This is a genomic window from Actinokineospora alba (genome assembly GCF_004362515.1).
GTDB lineage: Bacteria > Actinomycetota > Actinomycetes > Mycobacteriales > Pseudonocardiaceae > Actinokineospora > Actinokineospora alba.
Window position 1 is genome coordinate 839,405 of the sequence record NZ_SNXU01000001.1, and the last position, 22,263, is coordinate 861,667.

The window sequence follows — 22,263 nt, forward strand, 5'->3', positions numbered from 1 at the left end:
AGCAGCGCCGAGGAAGCCCCCTGAGAACGACCTCAGCTCACCCCCCAAACGTTTCCGTAGGATCGACACATGGCCCACGAACCGCAGCCCGAGATGCGCATCGGCGACGCCGAGCGTGAGGACGGTCTGCGCGCACTGGGCGAGCACATGGCCGCCGGAAGACTGACCGTCGACGAATACGGCGACCGAAGCGCCAAGGTCGCCACAGCCCGCACTCGCGGCGAGCTGTTATCGCTCTTCACCGACCTCCCCGACCCGCGCCCAAGGTTCCACGCTCCCCCACCGGCTTTCGCCGCCCCACCACCGATGCCGATGCCCTACCTCCCCTCGCGCCCCCTTGGTCTCCGCCTCTCCTCCGCCCTGGTCCCCATCGCGATCGTCGCGGGCGTGTTCATGGCGTTCCGGTTCGGGTTCTTCCCCTTCATCGTGTTGCCCATCATCGTCGCCGTCCTCGTCAACCGGTCCAACAACGACTGGCGGCGCAGGCATCTCGGTCGGGGCAGGCGCTGAGCGGCCCGGAGTTGCTGCTGCTCGACCTCGACGGGGTCCTGCGCGGGTTCCACTCCTTCGACGACGCCGAGTTCGGGCTCGCCGCCGGGTCCGTCGCCGACGCCGCGTTCTCCCCGGAGCTGTTGACCCCAGCCATCACCGGCCTGGTCAGCCACGACCGCTGGCTGGCCACGGTCGCGCGTGAACTCTCCGGCGGTGCGGTGTCCATGTCGACGGCCGCGGCGGCGGTGGCGGCCTGGTCGCGGCCGGGGTACGTGATCACGGCCGCGTTGGCGCTGGTCCGGGCCGCGCGCGTGCGATGCCGGGTCGCGTTGCTGACGAACGCCACCACCCGGCTCCCGCACGATATGGCCCTCCTCGGGCTCGACAGCGAGGTGGACGGGGTGATCTCGTCGGCCGAGACCGGGGCGCGCAAACCCGAACCCGAGGCCTACCTGGCCGCCCTGGCCCTGCTCGACGCGACGGCGAGCGCGACGTTGTTCTGCGATGACAGCGAGGACAATGTGCTGGCGGCACAGGCGCTCGGCTTCGCCGCGGCCCACGTGCCGGACACCGATTCGCTGCGCACCGCGCTGTCCGTGCATGGGTTGCTCGGCTGAACAGCTAGCGTGGCGCGCGTGGAAATGGTGGAGATCAACGCGGGCAAGTACTACCTGAGGGCCCTGCGCGCGGACGACCGGATCGATGACCGGCAAACCATCATCGAGGCCTTCACCGACCCGGAAAGCAGGCGCTGGATGTCGCACGTCGACATCTCCGACCTGGACCGGGCCACGGCGTACATCACCCGGCGCGCGCAGGGGTGGGCCGAGGAGACGCGGTTCTCCTGGGCCGTGGCCGAGCCGACGACTGGCGACCTGCTCGGCGAGGTGCTGCTCAAGAACGTCGACTTCGACAACCACACCGCCGAAGCGGGCTGCTGGGCGCACCCGTCGGCCCGGGGCCGCGGCATGACCACCGAGGCGCTCGGCGCGGTCCTGCGCTTCGGCTTCGGGGCGCTGGGACTGCGTGAGGTCTTCTACAAACACCACCCGGACAACCTGGCGTCGCGGCGGGTCGCCGAGAAGCTCGGCTTCACCGTGCTCTCCGAGGACGCCGAAAGCTCGGTCCTGGTGCTGCGTAACGCCTGAGCGGCCCCCAGCGGTACCTAGATCGGAACCCAACGGGGTTCCCGCGCGTCCACAACAGGGGTATCGAACAGTCGAATCCGAGCATCGACTCTCGATAAGGTGGACGCAGCACAGGTAGGGGACGGGGAGGCGCGACGTGCCAGACAAGCACGGGCACAACCACAAGGACCTGCTCGACGTCGAACCGAACGCCGTCCCCGCCTTGCGCGGCGCGTTCATCTCGGCGTTGGACCAGGTCGACCGCCAACTCGAACTGGCGGCCACCGAGGTCAGGGTCGCCGCGTGGGCGAACGACCCGGTGAGCCAGGAAGCCACCGAGGGGATCAACGCGCTGTCGGTCGACACCGACACGGCCGCGCTGGAACAGCTGCGGTCGTTCCGCAGGCAGCTGGGGACGGCGGTCGACACGCTCGACAAGATCGCCGAGCACTATCGCCTGCTCGAGGACGACAACAAGGCGAACGTCAGTCACACCGGCCAGGGCTGAGGGGGACGACATGACCGAGCAGACCAAGCGCTGGCGCGGCTTCACCCACGAAGAGCTCTACCGCCTCTTACACGAGGGTCCGGGCGCGCAGGCGTCGGCCGACCCGGGCCGCCGGTGGGCCGAGTTGGCGAGCACCCTGTCCGACGTCGGCCAGGACCTCGCCACGGCGCTCGACAGCTCCGGGGCGACCTGGGTGGGCCGGGCGGCGGGCCGGGCCTACGAGCGGCTCGCCCCACTGGCCGCCTGGGCGACCGCCGCCGGGGAGTCCGCGGCCGAGATGCGGACCGCGGTGGAGAACCAGGGTGACTACGTCGCCAAGGCGCGAGCCGACATGCCCGTGCCCCAGGACCTCCCCCAGCAGCAGCCGGACCCCACGATCGCACCCGCGATCCAGGTCGTCGGCGCGCAGACCGACCCGGAGCCCATCGAGGCCGCCCAGTCGAGCGGCGAGTTGCGGGCGTTCGAGGTGATGGCCGCCTACGAGGAGGCCACCGCGGTGAACCTGACCGCGTTGTCGGCGTTCGAGCAGCCCGCGGAGCTGCTCGACAGCGGTCGGGACCGGCACAGCAACCGCGGGCAGGGCATCGGCCTGTCCGCTGTCGTGTCGACGATCGCGTCGGCCGTCGCGGGCGCGCTGCCCTCGGTCGTCGACAAGCCGCGCGGGCACCACTCCCCGCATGTCCGCGAGGTGGCGGGCAACCAGGGTGTCGTCCTCTCGGGCGCGACGCTGGAAGCCGAGCCCGCCCGGCGAGCGGTGTCCCCGGGTATCTCGTCGGGGGCGGCGCCGATGGAGGCGCACCCGGCGATCGGAGCGGCTCCGAGTCCCGGTCCTGGTTCAAAGCCCCGGGACGGCCGCAGCTCGGCCCGAGCCACACCGGCGGTTCCCGCTGCCCCCACGGCAATCGGCGACCTCGCCGGGACGCCTGCCGCCGCGCCGATGGCGGGCACGGGCGGAACCGGCGCCCCGGTCTCACCCACGGGGGCCGCGCCGACGACCGCCGACAAGCCGGCGCTGCGGCGCTTCGGGACTGAGGCACTCGGGTCCAGCCAGTGGTTCGCCGAGACGGAGTCGACGCCGAGCCGGGATGTCTCCGGACGGCGGCGTGACCTTGGGTCGGTCGAGCAGGTGACCGAGTCGGTTGTGGTGGACGGGGAGGATCACCACCTGCCGCCCAACGTGATCGGCGGCTAGCGCGCGGGTGTCGCCACCCGCAGATGCCTTGCCAGGAAAGCGATCTGGTCGCCGACGATCCGGTCGAACAGCGGCGGGAAGTACACCTCGAAGTGGTCGGCCGGGTAGTTGATCATCTCGCCGTGGGGCGCCTGGTCAGCTACCCGCTCCACCAGCGAGACGTCGATCAGCGTCTCGTTGTCGCTGACGCACACCAGCAGCGGGCAGCCGATGTCCGGCGCCCGGCGGGAAGCGTCGTAGACCAGCACGCCGAGCGCCGAGGCGGCGGCGATCCGGTTGTCGAAGGCCGAGTCCGCCGGGGCCACGGCGTGCCAGCCTTCGTAGGCGCCCGGCACCGTCACGAACCCGAGCTCGCCCGGCTTGGCCGCGAGCGACACGTAGCGCCGCGGCCTGCGGGTGATGATCCGCAGCAGGTCCGACACGATCGGCCACAAGAGCGCCGCGATGGTGCGCCACCCGGACGCGAAGGCCACGGCCCGGCCGCGCACGATCGGACACTGGACCACGGCCGCGGCCAGCTCCGGGTGGCGCGCGGCCGCGGTGAGCACATGGTTGGCGCCGAACGAGGTTCCCCACAGGGCCACCCGGTCGGAGTCCAGTTCCGGCCGTGACGCCACGAACGCCAGGGCCGCGTCGACATCCTGAAGCTGCCGCCGAACGCTCATGAGCTGGCGCGGCTCGCCCTCGGAGGCGCCGAAGTGCCGGTAGTCGAATGCCACGACGGCCAGCCCCGCCGCGCTGAACGCGGCCTCGTAGTCCGGCAGCTTCATGTCATGCACCGCCCCACCGCCGTGGACCAGCACGACGACCGGGTGCGGCCCCGGCGTGGCGGGCAGGGTCACCCAGGCCGCGCACCGTTCGCCCGCGGAGAGGAAATAGGTCTGCTCGGTCATCGAGGCCTCCGTTTAAGTACGTTGTACTTAAATATAGGATGGCGGCTCGAAGGAGGTCAAGTGCCATGGGGCGCCCACCCAAGTTCTCCCGCGAGCGGCTGCAGGCTGCCGCCCTCGAGATCGTCGACGAGGAAGGCCTCGCCGCGCTGACCATGCGCTCACTCGCCGCGCGGCTCGGCACCGGCCCGATGACCCTCTACAACCACGTCGAGCACCGGGCCGACCTCGACCTGCTCGTCGTGGACGCCGTCACCGCGAGCGTGCGGCTGCCGGAGCCGTCCGATGACTGGAGGGTCGACGTCGAGGGGATCGCTTGCGCGCTCTGGCAGGCCGCTCGGGCGCATCCGCAGGCCATTCCCTTGATCCTCACCCGGCGCAGCCGCTCGGCCGCGGTCCTCGACGTGTCGGAGGCACTCGCCTGCGCGCTGGCCCGCGGCGGGCGCACCGGCGCGGACCTGCTGGTCGCCTTCCGCGCCGTGATCGGGATGGTGGGCGGGTTCGCGCAGGCCGAACTGACGAGTCCGCTCGCCGTGGAACCCGCTGGGGACGTGATCGAACGGATTCAGGCAGAGGGCTCGCGGTACCCCTGTCTGGCCGGGATCGCGGAGTCGGCGCGCGGCAGTGAGCCGGAGGCGGAGTTTCTCGGCGCGCTCAGGGCCCTGCTCGCCGGCTTGAACGCCGCCTAGACCACCGGCTCCACCAAGTGCGGCCGAGCCTCCGGAGCCGCCGACCGGGTCGCGTCGGCGGCCTGGTCGTCGGGTTGGGTTTGGGAGTCGCGTTCGGCCTCCACACGGGACAGGTAGACGTCCACCTCGCGGGTCACGTCCTCCGGTGACCAGCCCAGGGTTTCGCCCATCAGCTCCGCGACCTGCCTGGCGCAGTCCACTCCCCGGTGGGGGTATTCGATCGAGATGCGGGTTCGGCGAGCCAGCGCGTCCTCCACGTGCAGGGCGCCCTCGTGGCTGGCCGCGTAGACGATCTCCACCTTCAGATAGTCCGGGGCCGAGTCCAGCGGCTTGAGCAGTTCCGGCCTGCCCGCGCCCAGGTTGAGCACCTCGTGCACCAGTGAGCCGTACCGGTCGAGCAGGTGCCGGACCCGGTAGGGGTGCAGCCCGTGCCGGGCAGCGAGCAGGTCCGCCTGGTTCACCAGCGCGTGGTAGCCGTCGGCGCCCAGTAGCGGGACCCGGTCGGTGATGGACGGCTGGAGCCTGCCCGGCAGGTCCACCGAGGCCGCGTCGATCGCGTCGGCCGCCATCACCCGGTACGTCGTGTACTTGCCGCCCGCGATGGCGACCAGGCCCGGCGCCACGCGGGCGACCGCGTGTTCGCGGGAAAGCTTGGAGCTTTCCTCGCTCTCGCCCGCCAGCAGCGGGCGCAGCCCTGCGTAGACGCCCTCGATGTCGGCGTGGGTGAGCGGGGTCGCGAGGACGGAGTTGACGTGGTCGAGGATGTAGTCGATGTCGCGCTTGGTCGCCGCCGGGTGCGCGAGGTCGAGGTTCCAGTCGGTGTCGGTGGTGCCGACGATCCAGTGGTTGCGCCACGGGATCACGAACAGCACCGACTTCTCCGTGCGCAGGATCAGCCCCGACTCCGAGACGATCCGGTCGCGCGGGACCACGATGTGCACGCCCTTGCTCGCGCGCACCCGGAAGCGGCCGCGGCTGCCCGAGACCCGCTGCAGCTCGTCGGTCCAGACGCCGGTGCAGTTGATCACCGCGTTGGCGCTGACATCCACTTCGCGGCCGTTCTCCACATCGCGGACGCGGACACCGCGGACCCGGTCGGCCTCGTGCAGGAAGTCGACGACCTGGGTGGACGTCCTGATCACCGCGCCGTAGTGGGCGGCGGTGCGCGCGACCGTCATGGTGTGGCGGGCGTCGTCGGCCTGGGCGTCGAAGTAGCGGATGCCGCCGATCAGGGCGTTGCGCTTGAGGGCGGGCACCATCCGCAGGGCCCCCGCGCGGGTCAGGTGCTTCTGCCCGGGCACCGACCGGGCGCCGCCCAGGCTGTCGTAGAGCAGCAGGCCCGCGGCGGTGTACGGGCGCTCCCAGATCCGCTTGGTGAGCGGGTAGAGGAAGCTGACCGGCTTCACCAGGTGCGGCGCGAGGAGGGTCAGCATCAGCTCGCGTTCGCGCAGGGCCTCGCGGACCAGGCCGAACTCCAGCTGTTCGAGGTAGCGCAGACCGCCGTGGAAGAGCTTGCTCGACCGGCTCGACGTCCCGGACGCCAGGTCGCGCGCCTCGACCAGCGCGACCGTGAGCCCCCGGGTGGCCGCGTCGAGCGCGGCCCCGGCGCCCACGACACCGCCGCCGATGATCACCACGTCGAACGGGTCCGAGCCCAGGCGCTCCCAGGCGTGCTCGCGGGCGGCGGCGTCGAGTCTGCCGCCGAACGGGTCCGAATCGGAACGATTTTCGGCCGTTCTTGGCTTGCGAGTCGCCACGGTCCGCCTCCCTGATCACGCGGGCAAACACGACCACGATCACGCTACCGCGTTCGGACCGCTGGGGCATTCGACTGATGGACAGCCCACATCGCCCACGGGTAGCGTCCGAACCCCTCAGGGTAGGCATCGCCGCCGCGCCCGTGCCAGGCAACTCGGCTGCCTGCCCCTTCGCTACTGGGAGCGAGAGGGAGATCAGCCATGGACCTCAACTTCGGCGAGATAGTCCTTTGGGAACTGATGGGCACCGCGGCGCTGATACTGCTCGGCTGCGGTGTCGTCGCGAACGTGGTGCTCAAGAAGTCGCTCGGATTCGCGGGCGGCTGGTTACTGATCACGATCGGGTGGGGTTTCGCGGTGTTCGTCGGCGCGAGCATCGCCAACCCGACCGGCGCGCACATCAACCCGGCGGTCACGCTCGGGCTGGCGGCGGCGGACAAGCTCGAGTGGGACAAGGTCCCGGCCTACCTGGTCGGCCAGTTCGTGGGCGCCTTCCTCGGCGCGGTGCTGGCCTGGGCGGCCTACAAGCTGCAGTTCGACACCCACGACGAGCCCGAGAACACCCGCGGGATCTTCTCCACCGGCCCGACGGTGCCGAACTACGCGTGGAACCTGGTCACGGAGATCATCGGCACGTTCGTGCTGGTCTTCTGGATCCTCACCAGCCCCACCATGACCAACGAGGGCGGCGTGCCGCAGTTCGGCAACTCCGCCCTGGGCTACGCGGCCGTGGCGTTCGTCGTCATCGGCATCGGCGCCTCCCTCGGTGGCCCCACCGGTTACGCCATCAACCCGGCCCGCGACCTCGGCCCCCGCATCGCGTACGCGATCCTGCCGATCAAGAACAAGGGCGGCGCGGACTGGAACTACTCGTGGGTTCCCGTCGTGGGCCCGATCGTCGGCGCCGTGCTCGCGGGCCTGCTCTCGCAGATCCTGCCTTCCTGATCGATCAGCTACGAAGGGCGAAACACAGATGACCAAGTACGTGGCCGCGATCGACCAGGGCACCACGTCCACCCGCTGCATGATCTTCAGCCACGCGGGCGAGGTGGTCGCGGTCGACCAGCGCGAACACAAGCAGATCTTCCCCAAGGCGGGCTGGGTCGAGCACGACCCGAAGGAGGTCTGGGAGAACACCCGGGCGGTCGCGGCGGGCGCGCTCGCCAAAGCCGACCTGCACGCCTCCGACATCGCGGCGGTGGGCATCACCAACCAGCGCGAAACCGCGGTCGTGTGGGACCGCAAGACCGGCGAGCCGGTGTACAACGCGATCGTCTGGCAGGACACCCGGACCGACCGGATCGCCACCGACCTCGGCAACCTCGGCGACGGCCAGGAGCGCTACCGGGCGAAGACCGGCCTGCCGCTGGCGACGTACTTCTCCGGCCCCAAGATCCGCTGGATCCTCGACAACGTCGACGGCGCGCGCGCCAAGGCGGAGGCGGGCGACCTGCTGTTCGGCAACATGGACACCTGGGTGCTGTGGAACATGACCGGCGGCGTCGACGGCGGCACGCACGTCACCGACCCGACCAACGCCTCCCGGACCCTGCTGATGGACCTGTCGACGCTGTCGTGGGACGCCGACATCGCTTCGGAGATGGGCGTTCCGCTGTCGATGCTGCCGGAGATCCGGTCGTCGTCGGAGGAGTACGGCAAGGTCCGCGAACGCGGCGCGCTCGCCGGTGTCCCCATCGCCGGAATCCTCGGCGACCAGCAGGCGGCCACCTTCGGCCAGGCGTGTCTGTCGCCGGGGGAGGCCAAGAACACTTACGGCACCGGCAATTTCGTCCTCCTCAACACCGGCACGGACCAGGTGATGAGCGAGAACGGTTTGCTCACAACGGTTTGCTACAAGATCGGCACCCAGGCGCCGGTGTACGCGCTCGAAGGTTCGATCGCGGTCACCGGGTCGCTGGTCCAGTGGATCCGGGACAACCTGGGGATGATCAGCGAGGCGGCGGAGATCGAGGAGCACGCGCGCACGGTCGAGGACAACGGCGGCTGCTACTTCGTGCCCGCGTTCTCCGGCCTGTTCGCCCCCTACTGGCGCTCCGACGCCCGCGGCGCGATCGTGGGCCTGACCCGGTTCGTCAACAAGGGCCACCTCGCGCGCGCGGTCCTGGAGGCCACGGCTTTCCAGACCCGCGAGGTCATCGACGCCATGAACGCCGACTCCGGCGTGCCGCTGACCGCGCTCAAGGTCGACGGCGGCATGGTCGGCAACGAACTGCTGATGCAGTTCCAAGCCGACATCCTCGGCGTCCCTGTGATCCGCCCGGTCGTCGCGGAGACGACCGCACTGGGCGCGGCGTACGCGGCCGGTCTCGCGGTCGGGTTCTGGGAAAGCGAGGACGACATCCGCAAGAACTGGGCCAAGGACAAGGAATGGACCCCGGCGATGGCGGACGAGGCGCGCGAGAAGACGTTCGGGCAGTGGAAGAAGGCGGTCACTCGCACCTTCGACTGGGTCGAGCAGGACGACTGAGTGCCAGGGCCCGGGTCGGGATGATCCGACCCGGGCCCCCTTACGCCTGCCCCACGAATATTGCTTTCGCCGCACCGAAATTCGGCTGCAGGACGACCTGCAACTCACCCGGCTGGGCACCGACCGCGAAAGCCTGAGACATCTCGAACGTCTTGCCGGGCAACACGGTCACCGAATCCATGCCGCCACCGCACTCGCCGCCCGAGTCATAGACCGCTTCGGCTTTCCTGCCCGCGAATTGGGCGTCGCCGCCGACTGAGAGCACGCCCGCGTTGAACGGCTCCTCGGTGCCGTTGGTGACGAGAAGAGTGATCTTCACGGCACGCTCGGTCTTCTGCGGCATCGAATACTCACTCGGCTTGCACGGTTTCGGCGCACTGACCTCGACGGCGAGACCATCGGGCCAGGTGTACCGCTCGCCCCAGGTCGCGGTCGTGCTCTTCGACTCGCCGCCCACGGGCGCGTCCGCCGTACCCGACCCGGGACTGACGGCGCCCTCGGACGAGCCCGATGATCATCGTTACCGGACACCAGGAGTCGTCACTTCAAAGCGCGCCAGTTCAGCAGGATCAGGGCCGTCCGGACGAGTGCGAGCAGCGGCGGGATCGGCAGCGCGAAACCCCACCAGAACAACGCCCCCACCGGGAGCAGGGCCAGCGCCAGGACCGCGCCCGCGGTGTGGCCACCCCACAGCAGCCAGCCCGCTACCCCTTCCACCCCGCACACCAGCATGAACACGAACAGCATCACGGCCATGCCGCGTGGACCCCAACGCTCGAACGGTCCGCCGCCGTAGGCGTGGAAGCCGAACAGGATCGGCAAGCCCCGCCCGGTGAGCAGGTTCCTGATCACCCAGACACAGGGCAGGCCGAAGCCGAGCGCGGTGAACCACAGCAGGACCGACGCCACCCGAAATGCCACTGGGACGCTCACAGGCCAAGTGTCCGGCGGGGAAAGACGGCAAAGTAGGGCCACTCGTCAGCGGCCTGCCGCTTTCTGGATTGTCTGCCCGTCGGTCGCGCACCGCTCCTTCCGCGGCGCGCGACCGGCGGGCTCGTGGTTCCGCAGAGCGCTATCTGCGGATCGCCGTATGGCTGAATCCGGCAAGGCGCGGGATCTGGCCGATCCCGCCGCAGCGCGGGCAGAAGTCGCGGCGGTTGGGGGCCAGACCCGAGCCCAGGCATTCGGGACATTCGATTCGGCGAGACATCGCGCCTCCAAGGGATTCCGGGCCTGTTTTGGCCCGGGCTATCAGACGTACCGCCTCAGTAGGTCGAACCCCAGCTAATCCGGCGATGTTCACCCGTTCTCGCAGGCCCCTCGACGCCGTCATGACGGACAGTGTCAATCTGCGGGCTCGGCTGGGTTCACACCAAACGCCATGTCGGTAAATCACATTCTGGTTTACTCGGATCATGAACGTCACACGAAGGTCCGCTCTGGGCCTCGGCGCCGTAGTCGGCGCCACCGCACTGGGGGTCGGCGCCACCACACAGGCGTCGGCGAGCACTCCTGCCACGGCAGCGCAGGCCTGCTCCAAGATCAAATCTGCTTATGACCGCGAGACGACCAAGGCCGCCGGCACCTGGGCGTCCTTCATCACCGTGACCGGGGAGGCCGCTCCCGCCGTCGCGGCGCGCGCCGACGAGGTCGTCGAGGCGTACAGCGTCAACAAGATCGCTGTCGCCACGGCCGTGCTCGACAAGGTCGACCGGGGTCTGCTGACCCTGGACCAGCGCGTCGACGTCACCGCGGACATCGTCAGCCACGACGGCGACGGCATCTTCGGCTACGACGGCGCCTACCCGAGCTCGGTCACCCTCGGGCACGTCCTGGCCAACCTGCTGACGGTCTCGGACAACACCGCCGTGCGCCTGTGCGGGCTGGTCGTCCCGGCCGCCGAGCTCAACGAGATCCTGCGCGCCAAGGGTTTCGTCCACACGCAGGTCAAGCCGGTCGCCAACCCCAACCGGTTCTACCTGGGCAAGACGACCGCGCGTGAGACGCACACGATGCTGCAGCGGCTCGTCGACGGGACGCTGCTCTCGGCCACGTCGAGCGCGCACATGCTGAAGGTGCTGCGCTCGCTGACCTCGTTCACCGACGGCATCCGGCTCAACATGAGCTCCGCGGAGCGGGTGCGGGTGGCGACCAAGGCGGGCTGGTTCGCCGACGGCCGCAACGAGGCGGGCATCGTCTTCGACACCGCGGGCAAGGCGGCCATCACGTTCGCCCTGTTCGCCTCCGGGCAGTTCGCCGGGGACGCCACGGCGAACAAGGACAACTACAGCGCCACCCACCCGGCGCTGCGGGCCCGTCAGGTGATCGGCCGGACCCTGCTCGACTCGGTGCCCCCGGTCAGCACCCCGAGCGCACGCACGTTCAGCGTTCCCCAGTACCACCCGTCCAACGGCGGCTGACCCGGCGACCTGGCGGCCCGGGCGACCGGGCCGCCAGGTTGAACGCGTCGTGGCATCCGGGGAGGCGGCTCAGCCCGTCAGTCCAGGTCGTCGTGACGCATCAGCTGGCGACCCGCTTCGGTGATGGAACCCGACAGCGACGGGTACACCGAGAAGGTCAGCGCCAAGTCGTCCACCGTCAGCTGGTTCTGAACCGCGAGCGCGATAGGCAGGATCAGCTCGCTCGCGCTCGGCGCCACGATCACGCCACCGATGACCACACCGGTCGCCGGACGACAGAACAGCTTCACGAAACCCCGCCGCAGGCCCTCCATCTTGGCTCGGGCGTTGGTGGCCAACGGCAGCATGACGGTGCGGGCGGGCACCTCGCCGGAGTCGATGGCCTGCTGGCTGATGCCGACGGTCGCGATCTCCGGGTGGGTGAAGACGTTGGCGGCCACGGTCTTGAGCTTGATCGGCGCGACGCCCTCGCCCAGCGCGTGCCACATCGCGATGCGGCCCTGCATGGCCGCGACCGAGGCCAGCATCAGCACCCCGGTGCAGTCGCCCGCCGCGTAGACGCCGGGAACGCTGGTGCGCGAGACCCGGTCGACGTTGATGAAGCCACCCGGCCCCAGCTCGATGCCGATCTTGTCCAGGCCGATGTCGCCGGTGTTGGGCACCGAGCCGACGGTCATCAGCGCGTGCGACGCCTCGACGATCTCGCCGCCCTTGAGGTGGACCTTGACGCCGGTGTCGTCGCGCTCGATCTTCTCGGCGCGCGCGTGCTTGACCAGCGTGGTGCCGCGCTCGGAGAACACGTCCTCCAACACGGCGGCGGCGTCGGCGTCCTCGTGCGGCAGGACGCGGTCGCGGCTGGAGATGACGGTGACCTTGACGCCCATCTCGATGAACGCGGAGGCGAACTCGGCGCCGGTCACGCCGGAGCCGACGACCACGAGGTGCTCGGGCAGTTCGGGGAGGTCGTAGATCTGGCGCCAGTCGAGCACCCGCTTGCCGTCCGGCTCGGCGCCCGCGATGACCCGCGGGTTCGCGCCGGTGGCGATGAGGACGACGTCGGCGTCGAGCACCTCTTCGGTGCCCTCGTTGGTGGTCACGGCGACGCGGTGGGCGGCCATGCCGGGGCGGTCGTTGCAGAAGCGGCCGTAGCCGGTCAGCAGGCGCACGCCCTCGCGCTGGATGCGGTTGCGGATGTCGGCGGACTGGGCCAGCGCGAGCCCGCGCACCCGGCCGCGCACGACCGGCAGGTTGACCGAGGAGTCGACGTCCTCGACGCCGATCCCCAGCTCATCGGCGTCGCGGAAGGCCGAGCGGGCGCCCGCGGAGGCGATGAAGGTCTTCGACGGCACGCAGTCGTAGAGAACGCAGGCCCCGCCGAGGCCGTCCCGCTCGACCACGGTGACATCGGCGCCGTGCTGGGCCGCGACCAGGGCCGCCTCGTAACCCGCGGGACCTCCACCCATGATCACGATCCGGCTCACGTGCGTCCTCCTCATATGCGCGCTGACGTCCGCGAATACGGTACGCGCGGGACGCAGGTCACATCTGGTCGGATGGAAAAGGCCCGGCTTCCCTGCCGATGATCCGTTGTGTCGCTACGCTGTCGGAGTGCCGCTATACGCCGCTTATGGGTCGAACATGGACCCGGCCCAGATGATGCAGCGAGCCCCGCACTCGCCGATGGCGGGGACCGGATGGCTGGTGGGATGGCGGCTGACCTTCGGAGGCGAAGACCTCGGTTGGGAAGGCGCCCTGGCCACCATCGTCGAGGACCCGGACTCGCAGGTGTTCGTCGTGCTCTACGACGTCACCGACGACGAGCCGCTGCTCGACCGGTGGGAGGGCTCTGAACTGGGCCTTCACTCCAAAATCAGGCTGCGGGTGCAGACCCTGGAGGGCTCCGTGCTCGCCTGGCTCTACGTCCTCGACGCCTACGAGGGCGGCCTGCCATCGGCCCGGTACCTCGGGGTGGTCGCCGACGCGGCCGAAGCCGCCGGGGCGCCCGCGGACTACGTCGCCGACCTGCGGGTTCGGCCATGCGACGGAATCGGCCCGACAAACGGCGGCTGACCGCAACCAGCGGGACCGCCACACGTCTTCTCGGATATGACCGAAATCACGGTCAGACGCTCGCCGAACGATTCGGCCGGTGCGAGGAGAGATGGCGATGAAGGCTCGAAGATGGACCAAGCGACTGACCACTCTGGCGGTCACCCTCGGCGCGGCGGCCGCGGTCGCGGTAGTAGGCCCGTCGTCGGCGGCGGCGACTGAGGGCTACTGCGGGATCAGCTGGGGCTCCCTGGCGAAGACCGCGTCATCGACCGAGGTCGCGCCCCTGGTCGGGGTACGCGGCGGCAGGCACTACTGCTGGGACCGGCTGGTCATCGACATGCGCGCAGGCGGCGCCGACGGCTACCGCGTCCAGTACGTCAGCCAGGTCACCCAGGACGGCTCCGGCCACGTCGTGCCCCTGCGCGGCGGCGCCAAGCTGCAGATCGTCGCGATCGCGCCCGCGTACGACGGGTCCGGCAACTCGACGTACAACCCGGCCAACCGCAACGAACTCGTCAACGTCGCGGGCTGGCAGACGTTCCGCCAGGTCGCGTACGCGGGCAGCTTCGAAGGCCAGACCACCATCGGTCTCGGCGTCCGAGCCCGCCTCCCGTTCCGCGCCTTCACCCTCAACAACCCCGACGGCGGCTCCCGCCTGGTAATCGACGTAGCCCACTTCTGGTAACCCGCGAGTCGCCCCTCCAGGCAAACGAGTCGCCCCTACCGGCAAGTGAGTTCAACATTCAGACACGGAGTCAGGCACAGGCGAATCTCCGGGCGGCAAACGCCACCCGGAGTTCGCTCATGAACCGCGAAGGGTCACGCAGATCGGCTGCGGTCGCCCTGATCACCAACCAGCCTCGCCGAGCGAGGTCAAGATCGCGGGCCGCGTCGCGCTGCAGCCGACCCTCGTGTGCGGCGTATCCGTCGTATTCCAGCGCGATCTTCGGGTCCGGCCAGCCGAAGTCCAGTCGATAACGCTCTCGGCCATCGATGTCGAGGATCGGATGCTGTGCGACCGGGACCGGGAGCCCTCCATCGACAACAGCCAAGAGGAGAGCGCTTTCCGCGGGCGATTCGGGCCTGCCGGTCGCGAGATCCAACAGGGCCCAAGCGCGCCAGCGCCCGCGTGAGTCCGCGCGAGTGTCGAGGCGGTACCCGATTGCGTCGTGGACACCCTTCCTGTCCTGATCCGACGCCTGCGCCAATGCCTGATCGGCACAGGCCAGGGCTGTCGCTCGCGGTGCGGCGCACAGGATTTCCGCGATAGCGAAGGCTAGGTCGACCACACGCAGTCCATGGATTCTGCCGATGCCGATGGTGTCGAGCGATCCATTGTGGAATGCGATCCCCGGTCGTTTCCGCGCCCGCCGGTCGTAGCTGGAAAGCACGTGGATCGTGCCTTGATCAGCCGCCGTGCACCCATGGAGCCAGGCTGACGTGTGGCTGGTCAGCACCGTCTCGTCGCCTGCCCACGACAGGGCGGCGGCAGCTCTGGTTGGAAAGTCCAGCGCCCGGCGCCGATCCACGAGGATCGTTCTAGAGAACGCCGTGAGTTGCCCAGTAGTCAGCAACGCCCGGACGGCCGTCAAGCCCATCTCGCGAACCAGGTCATCCCGCCGGAACACGCCATGCAGGCCATACGGATGATCAATCATGTATCCACTGTGGCCACCCGACCCGCCGCTGTCAGCACCCCTCGGCCCCGCTGTGGATAACTCCGTCGCGAATGTTGAACTCGCTTGCCGGACGGGGCGACTCGTTTGCCTGGAGGGGCGACTCGCGGGTTAGGAGAGGGCGGTTAGGGCGGTGTGGGTCATGGTGCGGATGCCGGTTAGGAGGGCGCGTTCGTCCAATTGGAACGTTGGCTGGTGTAGGTCGTGGATGGGGCCCTGGCCGGACCAGACGCCGAGGCGCATGAAGGAGCCGGGGACCTTTTCGAGGTACCAGCCGAAGTCTTCGCCGCCGGAGGACTGCTTGGTGCCCGCCAGGGCGTCCTGGCCGAGGGCGGACTCGATGCCGGCGCGGAGGATTTGGGTGCTCTCGCGGTCGTTGATGACCGGGGGCACGCCACGGGTGTGGATCAGTTCGAAGCCGACGCCCGTGGGGGCCAGGAGGGACTCGACCAGGCTCGCCACAATGGGCTCCAGATCGGCCCAGACGTCGTGGTCGCCGGTGCGCAGGGTGCCGCGCAGGACGCCGTCCTGGGGGACCGCGTTGGCCGCCTCGCCCGCGTGGACCGCGCCCCACACGAGGACGGTGCCGGAGCGCGGGTCGATGCGGCGGGACAGCAGGGCCGGGAGCCCGGTGATGACCGTGCCGAGAGCGTGGACCAGGTCGGCCGTCAGGTGCGGGCGCGAGGTGTGGCCGCCCGGCGAGGTGAGACGCAGCTCCAGCAGGTCCGTCGCCGACGTGATCGCGCCGACCCGGGTGCCGATGCGGCCGACCTCCAGGCGCGGGTCGCAGTGCAGGCCGAAGATGCGGTCGACGCCGTCGAGGCCGCCCGCGTCGATGACCTCCAGCGCGCCGCCGGGCATGACCTCCTCGGCGGGCTGGAAGATCAGCCGGACCCGGCCGGGCAGCTCGGGCGCGGACGCCAGGGCGATGCCGGTGGCCAGCAGGATCGTGGTGTGGGCATCGTGGCCGCAGGCGTGGCAGACGCCCTGGACCTTGGCCGCATAGGGCAGGCCGGTGGCCTCGGTCATCGGCAGCGCGTCCATGTCGGCGCGCAGCGCGACACAGCGGTCGCCCTCGCCGACGTCGCAGATCAGGCCGTTGCCCGCGGGGAGCAGCTCAGGCTGCAGGCCGAAGGACTTGAGCAGTCCGGCGACCAGCTCGGTGGTCGCGAACTCCTGCCGGGACAGCTCCGGGTGCTCGTGGAGATGCCGGAACCACGCCAAGACGTCGGACGCGTTGGCGTCGAGCCACTGGTCGAGCCAGGCAGGTCCACGCCCGGCCGCGAGATCCTCCACAGTGGGCATAGTGACCCCACTGGACGTGATCAGCACGGCTGAATCCTCTCCGGAGACGGCGAGGTGTCCGTTGCGACCACCCTCCGACGGGAGTTCGGGTCGCGAGTCCAGCAGAGTCACGCGACCCCTCCGGCTGTCGTTTCGGTTTCCATCTCCTGTCCCATAGTGCATCATCCCCCGCCACGATCCGTTACGGCGACCACATCGCAAGACCGCCGGTAGTGACCCTGCGACGAACGGCACCCGGTGTTCGGCCGGGCAGTTCGATGATCAAGACGAAGGACCGTCTACCGGCGCTGAGCTGCGGTCATCCCTTCTTGCGCCGCTTGGCCCGCACCCGGTTGCCGTAGATCACGATTCCCAAGAGGACAGCCGCGGTCAGCCCGATCACGAGCTTGTTCTTCGAACGTGCCGCATCTTCCTCGGTGGGCGCGGGCTCCAGGGTCGGCCCGGTCGGCGCGACGCTGTCGGTCGGCTGCGCCCAGGGTTCGGCGCCCGCCGTCGGGGCCGCGCCAAGCACGACTAGCGCGCTGAGCAGAAGTCCGAGCAACAGCCTGGTCACCGGCATCCGAGCCCTCCAAAGGTGGGAAGTCGTCACCAGATTAGTCGGACCGCTCACGCTCCGCGAAGGCCGCAAGGATGCGTTCGGCGGCCAGGGTGGCGGTCAGTTCGCCGTCGCGGACCTGTCGTTCCAGGTCCGGGGCCAGCGCGCGCACGGCCGGGTGGTCGTGAAGTCGGCCGAGAAGGGTGTCCTGGACCATCGACCACGTCCAGTCGACCTGCTGGCGGCGCCGCTTGTCGGCCAGTTCGCCGGACTCCGACAGCGTCTTGTGGTGCAGCTCGATCTGCTCCCAGAGCGTGTCGAGCCCCAGGTTCTCCTGGCCGCTGCAAGTCAGCACGGGCGGAGTCCACGCCCCCTCGGGCGCGCGCAGCAGCCGGAGCGCCCCAGCGAGCTCTCGGGCGGCTTTCTGGGCCTCTCGCGCGTGGTCGCCGTCGGCCTTGTTGACCGCGATGACGTCGGCCAGCTCCAGGACGCCCTTCTTGATCCCCTGCAGCTGGTCGCCCGTCCGCGCCAGGGTCAGGAACAGGAAGCAGTCGACCATGTTGGCCACGGTGACCTCGGACTGCCCGACACCGACCGTCTCGACGAGCACGGTGTCGTAGCCGGCCGCCTCCATCAGCACGATGGTCTCGCGGGTCGCCTTGGCCACGCCGCCGAGCGTGCCCGACGTGGGCGAGGGCCGGATGAACGCCGCCGGGTCGACCGCGAGCCGTGACATCCGGGTCTTGTCGCCCAGGATGCTGCCGCCCGTCCGGGTCGACGACGGGTCGACGGCGAGCACCGCGACCCGGTGGCCCGCGGCGGTCAGGTTCGACCCGAGCGCGTCGATGAACGTCGACTTGCCCACGCCGGGGACGCCGGTGATGCCGACCCGGTGCGCCCCGCCCGCGTGCGGCAGCAGCTCGACGAGCAGCTCCTGGGCCAGCGCGCGGTGGTCGGCCCGCTTGGACTCCACCAGCGTGATGGCCCGCGAGAGCAGCCCCCGGTCGCCGGCGAGCACACCCTTGGCGTACTCGCCGACATCAATTCTTCTACCCAAGCGAGTGCCCGTGCTGCTCAGCGAGCTTGCGTAGCAGTTCGGCAGCCGCGTCGGCGATGACCGTGCCGGGCGGGAAGATCGCCGCCGCGCCCGCGGCGCGCAGCTCGTCGAAGTCCTGCGGCGGGATGACGCCGCCGACCACGATCATGATGTCGTCGCGGCCCAGTGCCGCGAGCTCCTCGCGCAGCGCGGGCACCAGCGTGAGGTGACCGGCGGCGAGGGAGTTGACCCCGACGATGTGCACGTCGGCCTCGACGGCCTGGCGCGCGACCTCGTCCGGGGTGGAGAACAGCGGGCCCACGTCGACGTCGAAGCCGAGGTCGGCGAACGCGGTGGCGATCACCTTCTGGCCGCGGTCGTGCCCGTCCTGGCCCATCTTGGCGACCAGGATGCGCGGACGACGGCCCTCCGCCTCGGCGAACGCGTCGACGACAGCGCGCGCGTCGTCCACAGTGGACGACTGGCCGACCTCATCGCGGTACACACCGGAGATCGTACGGATCTGCGCGGAGTGGCGTCCCCAGACCTTGCCCAGCGCCTCGGAGATCTCACCGACCGTGGCCTTCTTGCGGGCCGCGTCGATGGCGAGTTCGAGCAGGTTGCCGCCGGCGTCGGCGGCGTTGGTCAGGGCGTTCAGGGCGCTCTCGACGGCGTCGGAGTCGCGTTCCTCGCGGAGCCTGCGCAGCTTCTCGATCTGCTGCCCGCGCACGCCCTTGTTGTCGACTTTGAGGACGTCGATGTGGTCCTCGGTCTCGACCCGGTACTTGTTGACCCCGATGACCGGCTGGCGGCCGGAGTCGATGCGAGCCTGGGTGCGCGCCGCGGCTTCCTCGATGCGCAGCTTGGGGATGCCGGCGTCGATGGCCTGCGCCATGCCGCCGGCGGCCTCGACCTCGCTGATGTGGCCCCACGCCTTGCGCGCGAGGTCGTAGGTGAGCCGCTCGACGAACGCGCTGCCGCCCCACGGGTCGATGACGCGGGTGGTGCCGGATTCCTGCTGCAGCAGCAGCTGCGTGTTGCGGGCGATGCGCGCCGAGAAGTCGGTGGGCAGCGCCAGTGCCTCGTCGAGGGCGTTGGTGTGCAGCGACTGCGTGTGGCCCTGGGTGGCGGCCATGGCCTCCACGCAGGTGCGGATCACGTTGTTGTAGACGTCCTGCGCGGTCAGCGACCAACCCGAGGTCTGGCAGTGCGTGCGCAGCGACAGCGACTTCGACGACTTCGGTTCGAAGCCCTTCACCAGTTTCGCCCAGAGCAGGCGGGCGGCCCGCATCTTGGCGACCTCCATGAAGAAGTTCATGCCGATGGCCCAGAAGAACGACAGCCGCGGCGCGAACCGGTCGACGTCCATGCCCGCGTCGCGACCGGCCCGGATGTACTCCACGCCGTCGGCGAGGGTGTAGGCCAGTTCCAGGTCGGCGGTCGCCCCGGCTTCCTGCATGTGGTAGCCGGAGATGGAGATCGAGTTGTACTTCGGCATGTGCTGCGAGGTGTAGCTGAAGATGTCGGAGATGATCCGCATCGACGGCCGCGGCGGGTAGATGTAGGTGTTGCGGACCATGAACTCTTTGAGGATGTCGTTCTGGATGGTCCCGGCGAGCGCTTCCGGCGCCACGCCTTGTTCCTCGGCCGCGACGACGTAGAGCGCGAGAACGGGCAACACCGCGCCGTTCATCGTCATCGACACGCTCATCTTGTCCAGCGGGATGCCGTCGAAGAGCTGGCGCATGTCGTAGATCGAGTCGATGGCGACGCCCGCCATGCCGACGTCACCGGCCACGCGCGGGTGGTCGGAGTCGTAACCGCGGTGGGTGGCCAGGTCGAACGCGACCGACAGTCCTTTTTGGCCTGCCGCGAGGTTGCGGCGGTAGAAGGCGTTGGACTCCTCGGCGGTGGAGAATCCCGCGTACTGGCGGATGGTCCACGGCTGGTTGACGTACATCGTCGGGTACGGGCCGCGCAGGTACGGCGCGATGCCCGGGTACGTGGTGAGGAAGTCGAGGCCTTCGAGGTCCTCGGCCCCGTACACCGGCTTGATGCCGATGCCTTCGGGTGTGTCCCAGGACAGCGCGTCGGCGCCCTTGCCGGTGGCCTCGTGCAGCGCCGCCTGCCAGTCGGCCGCCGACCCCGCGGCGGGACCGCCCAGGTCGATTCCGGAGAAATCGGGGATGCTCATGCCTTGACTCCCAACGTCTCCATGGTAGCTCGCAGAACGGCCAGCGCGTCGCAGCCCGCGAACACAAACTCGTCCACAGTGGACAATTCCGGGTTCGGCTTGCCTGCCAACAGGACGCGCTGGGCGCCCGCTGATTTCAGGGTCTCGATGACCGTGGCCGCATCGGCGGCGTAGGCCTTGTCCGTCCCGGCGACACACGCGATGGTCGCACCGCTCGCCGCGAAGTCCTCAGCCGGTCCGGCGACGGTCTCGATCCCGCCCGCCTGGAACAGGTTGGCGGCAAAGGAAGCCCGCGCTGTGTGCGCGGCGACGGGTCCGAGTGTGGCGAGGAAGATCTTGGGCCGGGCACCGGTCTGGGCGAGTGTCCGGTCGGAACGGTCGCGCAGTTCCTCGAAGGCCTCGGCGTAGTGGATGACCGGCAGGCCGCCGGTCGGCGCGGCGGGCTCCGGATCGCGCACGATCGGCTTCTCGGCGAGGTTCGGGAACTCGTTGACGCCGGTGATCGCGTCGGTCCGATTCGCGATGTTGGCCGAGCGGGCCGCCCAGGTGGCGGCGAGCCGGTCACCGACGACGCCGGTGTCGAGCGCGGCGACGATCCCGCCCGCGCGCTCGATCTCGGTGAAGAAGTCCCACGCGGCGCGGGCCAGGTCGTCGGTGAGCCGCTCCACGAACCAGGAGCCGCCCGCCGGGTCGATCACACCGGCCAGTTTGGACTCGTCGAGCAGCACCGACTGGGTGTTGCGGGCGATGCGCCGGGCGAAGCCGTCGGGCAGGCCGAGCGCGGCGTCGAACGGGAGCACGGTGACCGAGTCGGCGCCGCCGACGCCCGCGCCGAAGCAGGCGAGCGTGGTGCGCAGCAGGTTCACCCACGGGTCGCGCCTGGTCATCATCGCCGGCGAGCTGACCGCGTGCTGGCGCTGCGGCGCGGTGAACCCGGTGACCTCGGCGACGCGCGCCCAGAGTCGACGGGCCGCGCGGAACTTGGCGATGGTGAGGAACTGGTCGGCGGTGGCGGCGTAGCGGAACTCCAGCTGCGCGGCGGCGGCCTCGACGCCGAGCCCGGCGTCGGTGAGGGCGCGCAGGTAGGCGACACCGGCGGCGATGGACGCGCCCAGTTCCTCGGCGTCGGACCCGCCCGCGTGGTGAAAGGGCAGGCCGTCGACCACGATCGAGCGCAGGGCCGGGTACTCGGCGGCGACCTTGACCGCGAGCGCGGCGGCTCCGTCGAGGTCGGCGCCCGCCGCGGTGCGGGCGTGGTGGCCGATGGGGTCGGCACCCAGGTTGCCCTTGACCTCACCGGCGGGGATGCCCTTGTCGGCGTGCACGCGCAGCAGTTCGTCGGCTGCGGCGCGGAAGTCGGCGCCCGCGTCGAGGGTGACCGGCGCGAGGTCCAGGTAGACGTCCTGCAGCACGTCGGCCAGGGCGGAGACGGGAAGCCCGCTGCCGCCGACCGTCAGCCAGAGCGAGGTGACGCCGTTCTCCAGATCCGCCATCACCGCCTTGCGGGCGGACTCGGGGTCAGGATCGGTGTGCCGCTGGCGCACATCCCACCCGGTCGCGACGTTGCCCTGGGGCTTGCCGCCGCGCACATACGGCGGCAGACCGGGGAATCCGGCGGGCGGCGGCGCGTCCTCGGCGGTGTAGAGCGGCTCAAGGACGATGCCGTCGTACGTGGTCGTCGCGAGCAGCGACTCCACCGCGCCGTCGAACTCCTCGGGCAGGGCACCTGACTTGCGGAGCACGCCCGCGACAAGGTCCTGCCACTGCTCGCGGGCGGCGTCGGCGAACTCGCCCGCCAGAACCAAGTCGTCCGGCACCGTGCTCGCCCTCGCAGTGGGGGATGTCATGCCCAGAAATGCTACGGAAACCGAGCGTCAACACCAGGCGAGGACGTTGTGAGGC

General features: G+C 70.0%; 23 protein-coding genes. 11 read left to right on the top strand and 12 right to left on the bottom strand.

Translation table 11 applies throughout. The annotated features are described in order from the left end of the window. The first annotated feature begins 69 nt into the window (after positions 1-69). The 5 genes from C8E96_RS03820 (at position 70) to C8E96_RS03840 (ending at position 3,319) form a co-directional block, all read left to right on the top strand. Positions 70-510, top strand: coding sequence for a DUF1707 SHOCT-like domain-containing protein (locus tag C8E96_RS03820; RefSeq protein WP_091383930.1), 441 nt, complete (start codon positions 70-72; stop codon positions 508-510). Between the two features lie 11 nt (positions 511-521). Next, positions 522-1,109, top strand: coding sequence for an HAD-IA family hydrolase (locus C8E96_RS03825; RefSeq protein WP_166657865.1), 588 nt, complete (start codon positions 522-524; stop codon positions 1,107-1,109). 24 nt (positions 1,110-1,133) lie between these two features. Then, positions 1,134-1,640, top strand: coding sequence for a GNAT family N-acetyltransferase (locus tag C8E96_RS03830; protein WP_324187059.1), 507 nt, complete (start codon positions 1,134-1,136; stop codon positions 1,638-1,640). A gap of 136 nt (positions 1,641-1,776) precedes the next feature. After that, positions 1,777-2,127 carry a hypothetical protein gene (locus C8E96_RS03835; RefSeq protein ID WP_091383936.1) on the top strand — a complete coding sequence of 117 codons (351 nt, stop codon included), beginning with the start codon at positions 1,777-1,779 and terminating at the stop codon, positions 2,125-2,127. Positions 2,128-2,137: 10 nt separating this feature from the next. After that, positions 2,138-3,319 (top strand): PPE domain-containing protein, encoded by a 1,182-nt coding sequence (locus tag C8E96_RS03840; RefSeq protein ID WP_091383938.1) that lies wholly within the window; start codon positions 2,138-2,140, stop codon positions 3,317-3,319. Here the strand turns inward: C8E96_RS03840 and C8E96_RS03845 are convergent. Continuing rightward, on the bottom strand, positions 3,316-4,212 hold the full coding sequence (locus C8E96_RS03845) for an alpha/beta hydrolase (RefSeq protein WP_091383940.1): 897 nt from the start codon (positions 4,210-4,212) through the stop codon (positions 3,316-3,318). The two genes, C8E96_RS03840 and C8E96_RS03845, sit on opposite strands and share 4 nt — an antisense overlap. A gap of 65 nt (positions 4,213-4,277) precedes the next feature. On the opposite strand from C8E96_RS03845, the gene C8E96_RS03850 reads away from it, so the two are divergent. Continuing rightward, positions 4,278-4,898 carry a TetR/AcrR family transcriptional regulator gene (locus C8E96_RS03850; protein ID WP_091383941.1) on the top strand — a complete coding sequence of 207 codons (621 nt, stop codon included), beginning with the start codon at positions 4,278-4,280 and terminating at the stop codon, positions 4,896-4,898. Here the strand turns inward: C8E96_RS03850 and C8E96_RS03855 are convergent. Continuing rightward, complete coding sequence (locus tag C8E96_RS03855) at positions 4,895-6,556, bottom strand: glycerol-3-phosphate dehydrogenase/oxidase (RefSeq protein WP_228770358.1); 1,662 nt, start codon at positions 6,554-6,556, stop codon at positions 4,895-4,897. The two genes, C8E96_RS03850 and C8E96_RS03855, sit on opposite strands and share 4 nt — an antisense overlap. Before the next feature lie 300 nt (positions 6,557-6,856). On the opposite strand from C8E96_RS03855, the gene C8E96_RS03860 reads away from it, so the two are divergent. Continuing rightward, positions 6,857-7,600 (top strand): MIP/aquaporin family protein, encoded by a 744-nt coding sequence (locus tag C8E96_RS03860; RefSeq protein WP_091383945.1) that lies wholly within the window; start codon positions 6,857-6,859, stop codon positions 7,598-7,600. 28 nt (positions 7,601-7,628) lie between these two features. Then, on the top strand, positions 7,629-9,143 hold the full coding sequence (glpK, locus tag C8E96_RS03865) for a glycerol kinase GlpK (protein ID WP_091383946.1): 1,515 nt from the start codon (positions 7,629-7,631) through the stop codon (positions 9,141-9,143). A gap of 40 nt (positions 9,144-9,183) precedes the next feature. Here glpK and C8E96_RS03870 read toward each other — a convergent pair whose 3' ends face one another. The 3 genes from C8E96_RS03870 to C8E96_RS33075 all read right to left on the bottom strand — a co-directional run bounded on the left by C8E96_RS03870 (position 9,184) and on the right by C8E96_RS33075 (position 10,353). After that, positions 9,184-9,600, bottom strand: a complete 417-nt coding sequence (locus tag C8E96_RS03870; protein ID WP_091383948.1) for a hypothetical protein — start codon at positions 9,598-9,600, stop codon at positions 9,184-9,186. Between the two features lie 83 nt (positions 9,601-9,683). Further along, positions 9,684-10,076: a hypothetical protein gene (locus C8E96_RS03875; RefSeq protein ID WP_091383949.1), complete on the bottom strand. Its 393-nt coding sequence runs from the start codon at positions 10,074-10,076 to the stop codon at positions 9,684-9,686. 139 nt (positions 10,077-10,215) lie between these two features. After that, on the bottom strand, positions 10,216-10,353 hold the full coding sequence (locus C8E96_RS33075) for a hypothetical protein (RefSeq protein WP_166657866.1): 138 nt from the start codon (positions 10,351-10,353) through the stop codon (positions 10,216-10,218). Between the two features lie 205 nt (positions 10,354-10,558). Here C8E96_RS33075 and C8E96_RS03880 point away from each other — a divergent pair, with 205 nt between their 5' ends. Beyond that, positions 10,559-11,563: a serine hydrolase gene (locus tag C8E96_RS03880; protein WP_091383950.1), complete on the top strand. Its 1,005-nt coding sequence runs from the start codon at positions 10,559-10,561 to the stop codon at positions 11,561-11,563. Between the two features lie 77 nt (positions 11,564-11,640). Here C8E96_RS03880 and C8E96_RS03885 read toward each other — a convergent pair whose 3' ends face one another. Further along, positions 11,641-13,044: an NAD(P)H-quinone dehydrogenase gene (locus C8E96_RS03885; protein ID WP_091383951.1), complete on the bottom strand. Its 1,404-nt coding sequence runs from the start codon at positions 13,042-13,044 to the stop codon at positions 11,641-11,643. Between the two features lie 127 nt (positions 13,045-13,171). On the opposite strand from C8E96_RS03885, the gene C8E96_RS03890 reads away from it, so the two are divergent. Together C8E96_RS03890 and C8E96_RS03895 are read left to right on the top strand one after the other, a co-directional pair. Further along, positions 13,172-13,633, top strand: coding sequence for a gamma-glutamylcyclotransferase family protein (locus C8E96_RS03890; RefSeq protein WP_091383952.1), 462 nt, complete (start codon positions 13,172-13,174; stop codon positions 13,631-13,633). A 97-nt stretch (positions 13,634-13,730) separates the two neighbouring features. Further along, on the top strand, positions 13,731-14,300 hold the full coding sequence (locus tag C8E96_RS03895; protein ID WP_228770348.1) for an AMIN-like domain-containing (lipo)protein: 570 nt from the start codon (positions 13,731-13,733) through the stop codon (positions 14,298-14,300). Positions 14,301-14,370: 70 nt separating this feature from the next. Here the strand turns inward: C8E96_RS03895 and C8E96_RS03900 are convergent, their stop codons facing one another. The 6 genes from C8E96_RS03900 to C8E96_RS03925 form a co-directional block, all read right to left on the bottom strand. Beyond that, positions 14,371-15,273 (bottom strand): endonuclease domain-containing protein, encoded by a 903-nt coding sequence (locus C8E96_RS03900; RefSeq protein ID WP_091383953.1) that lies wholly within the window; start codon positions 15,271-15,273, stop codon positions 14,371-14,373. Positions 15,274-15,402: 129 nt separating this feature from the next. After that, on the bottom strand, positions 15,403-16,707 hold the full coding sequence (locus C8E96_RS03905; RefSeq protein WP_091383954.1) for a M20 family metallopeptidase: 1,305 nt from the start codon (positions 16,705-16,707) through the stop codon (positions 15,403-15,405). Between the two features lie 187 nt (positions 16,708-16,894). Continuing rightward, positions 16,895-17,155, bottom strand: coding sequence for a hypothetical protein (locus tag C8E96_RS03910; RefSeq protein WP_091383955.1), 261 nt, complete (start codon positions 17,153-17,155; stop codon positions 16,895-16,897). Between the two features lie 34 nt (positions 17,156-17,189). Continuing rightward, positions 17,190-18,188 (bottom strand): methylmalonyl Co-A mutase-associated GTPase MeaB, encoded by a 999-nt coding sequence (gene meaB, locus C8E96_RS03915; protein WP_091383956.1) that lies wholly within the window; start codon positions 18,186-18,188, stop codon positions 17,190-17,192. After that, positions 18,181-20,361 (bottom strand): methylmalonyl-CoA mutase, encoded by a 2,181-nt coding sequence (scpA, locus tag C8E96_RS03920; RefSeq protein WP_091383957.1) that lies wholly within the window; start codon positions 20,359-20,361, stop codon positions 18,181-18,183. Before scpA ends, meaB begins: the two co-directional genes overlap by 8 nt. After that, the gene (locus C8E96_RS03925) at positions 20,358-22,208 is read right to left on the bottom strand and encodes a methylmalonyl-CoA mutase subunit beta (RefSeq protein ID WP_091383958.1); all 1,851 of its coding nucleotides are present in this window, start codon (positions 22,206-22,208) and stop codon (positions 20,358-20,360) included. The genes scpA and C8E96_RS03925 overlap by 4 nt, the downstream gene beginning before the upstream one ends. Positions 22,209-22,263: the final 55 nt, after the last annotated feature.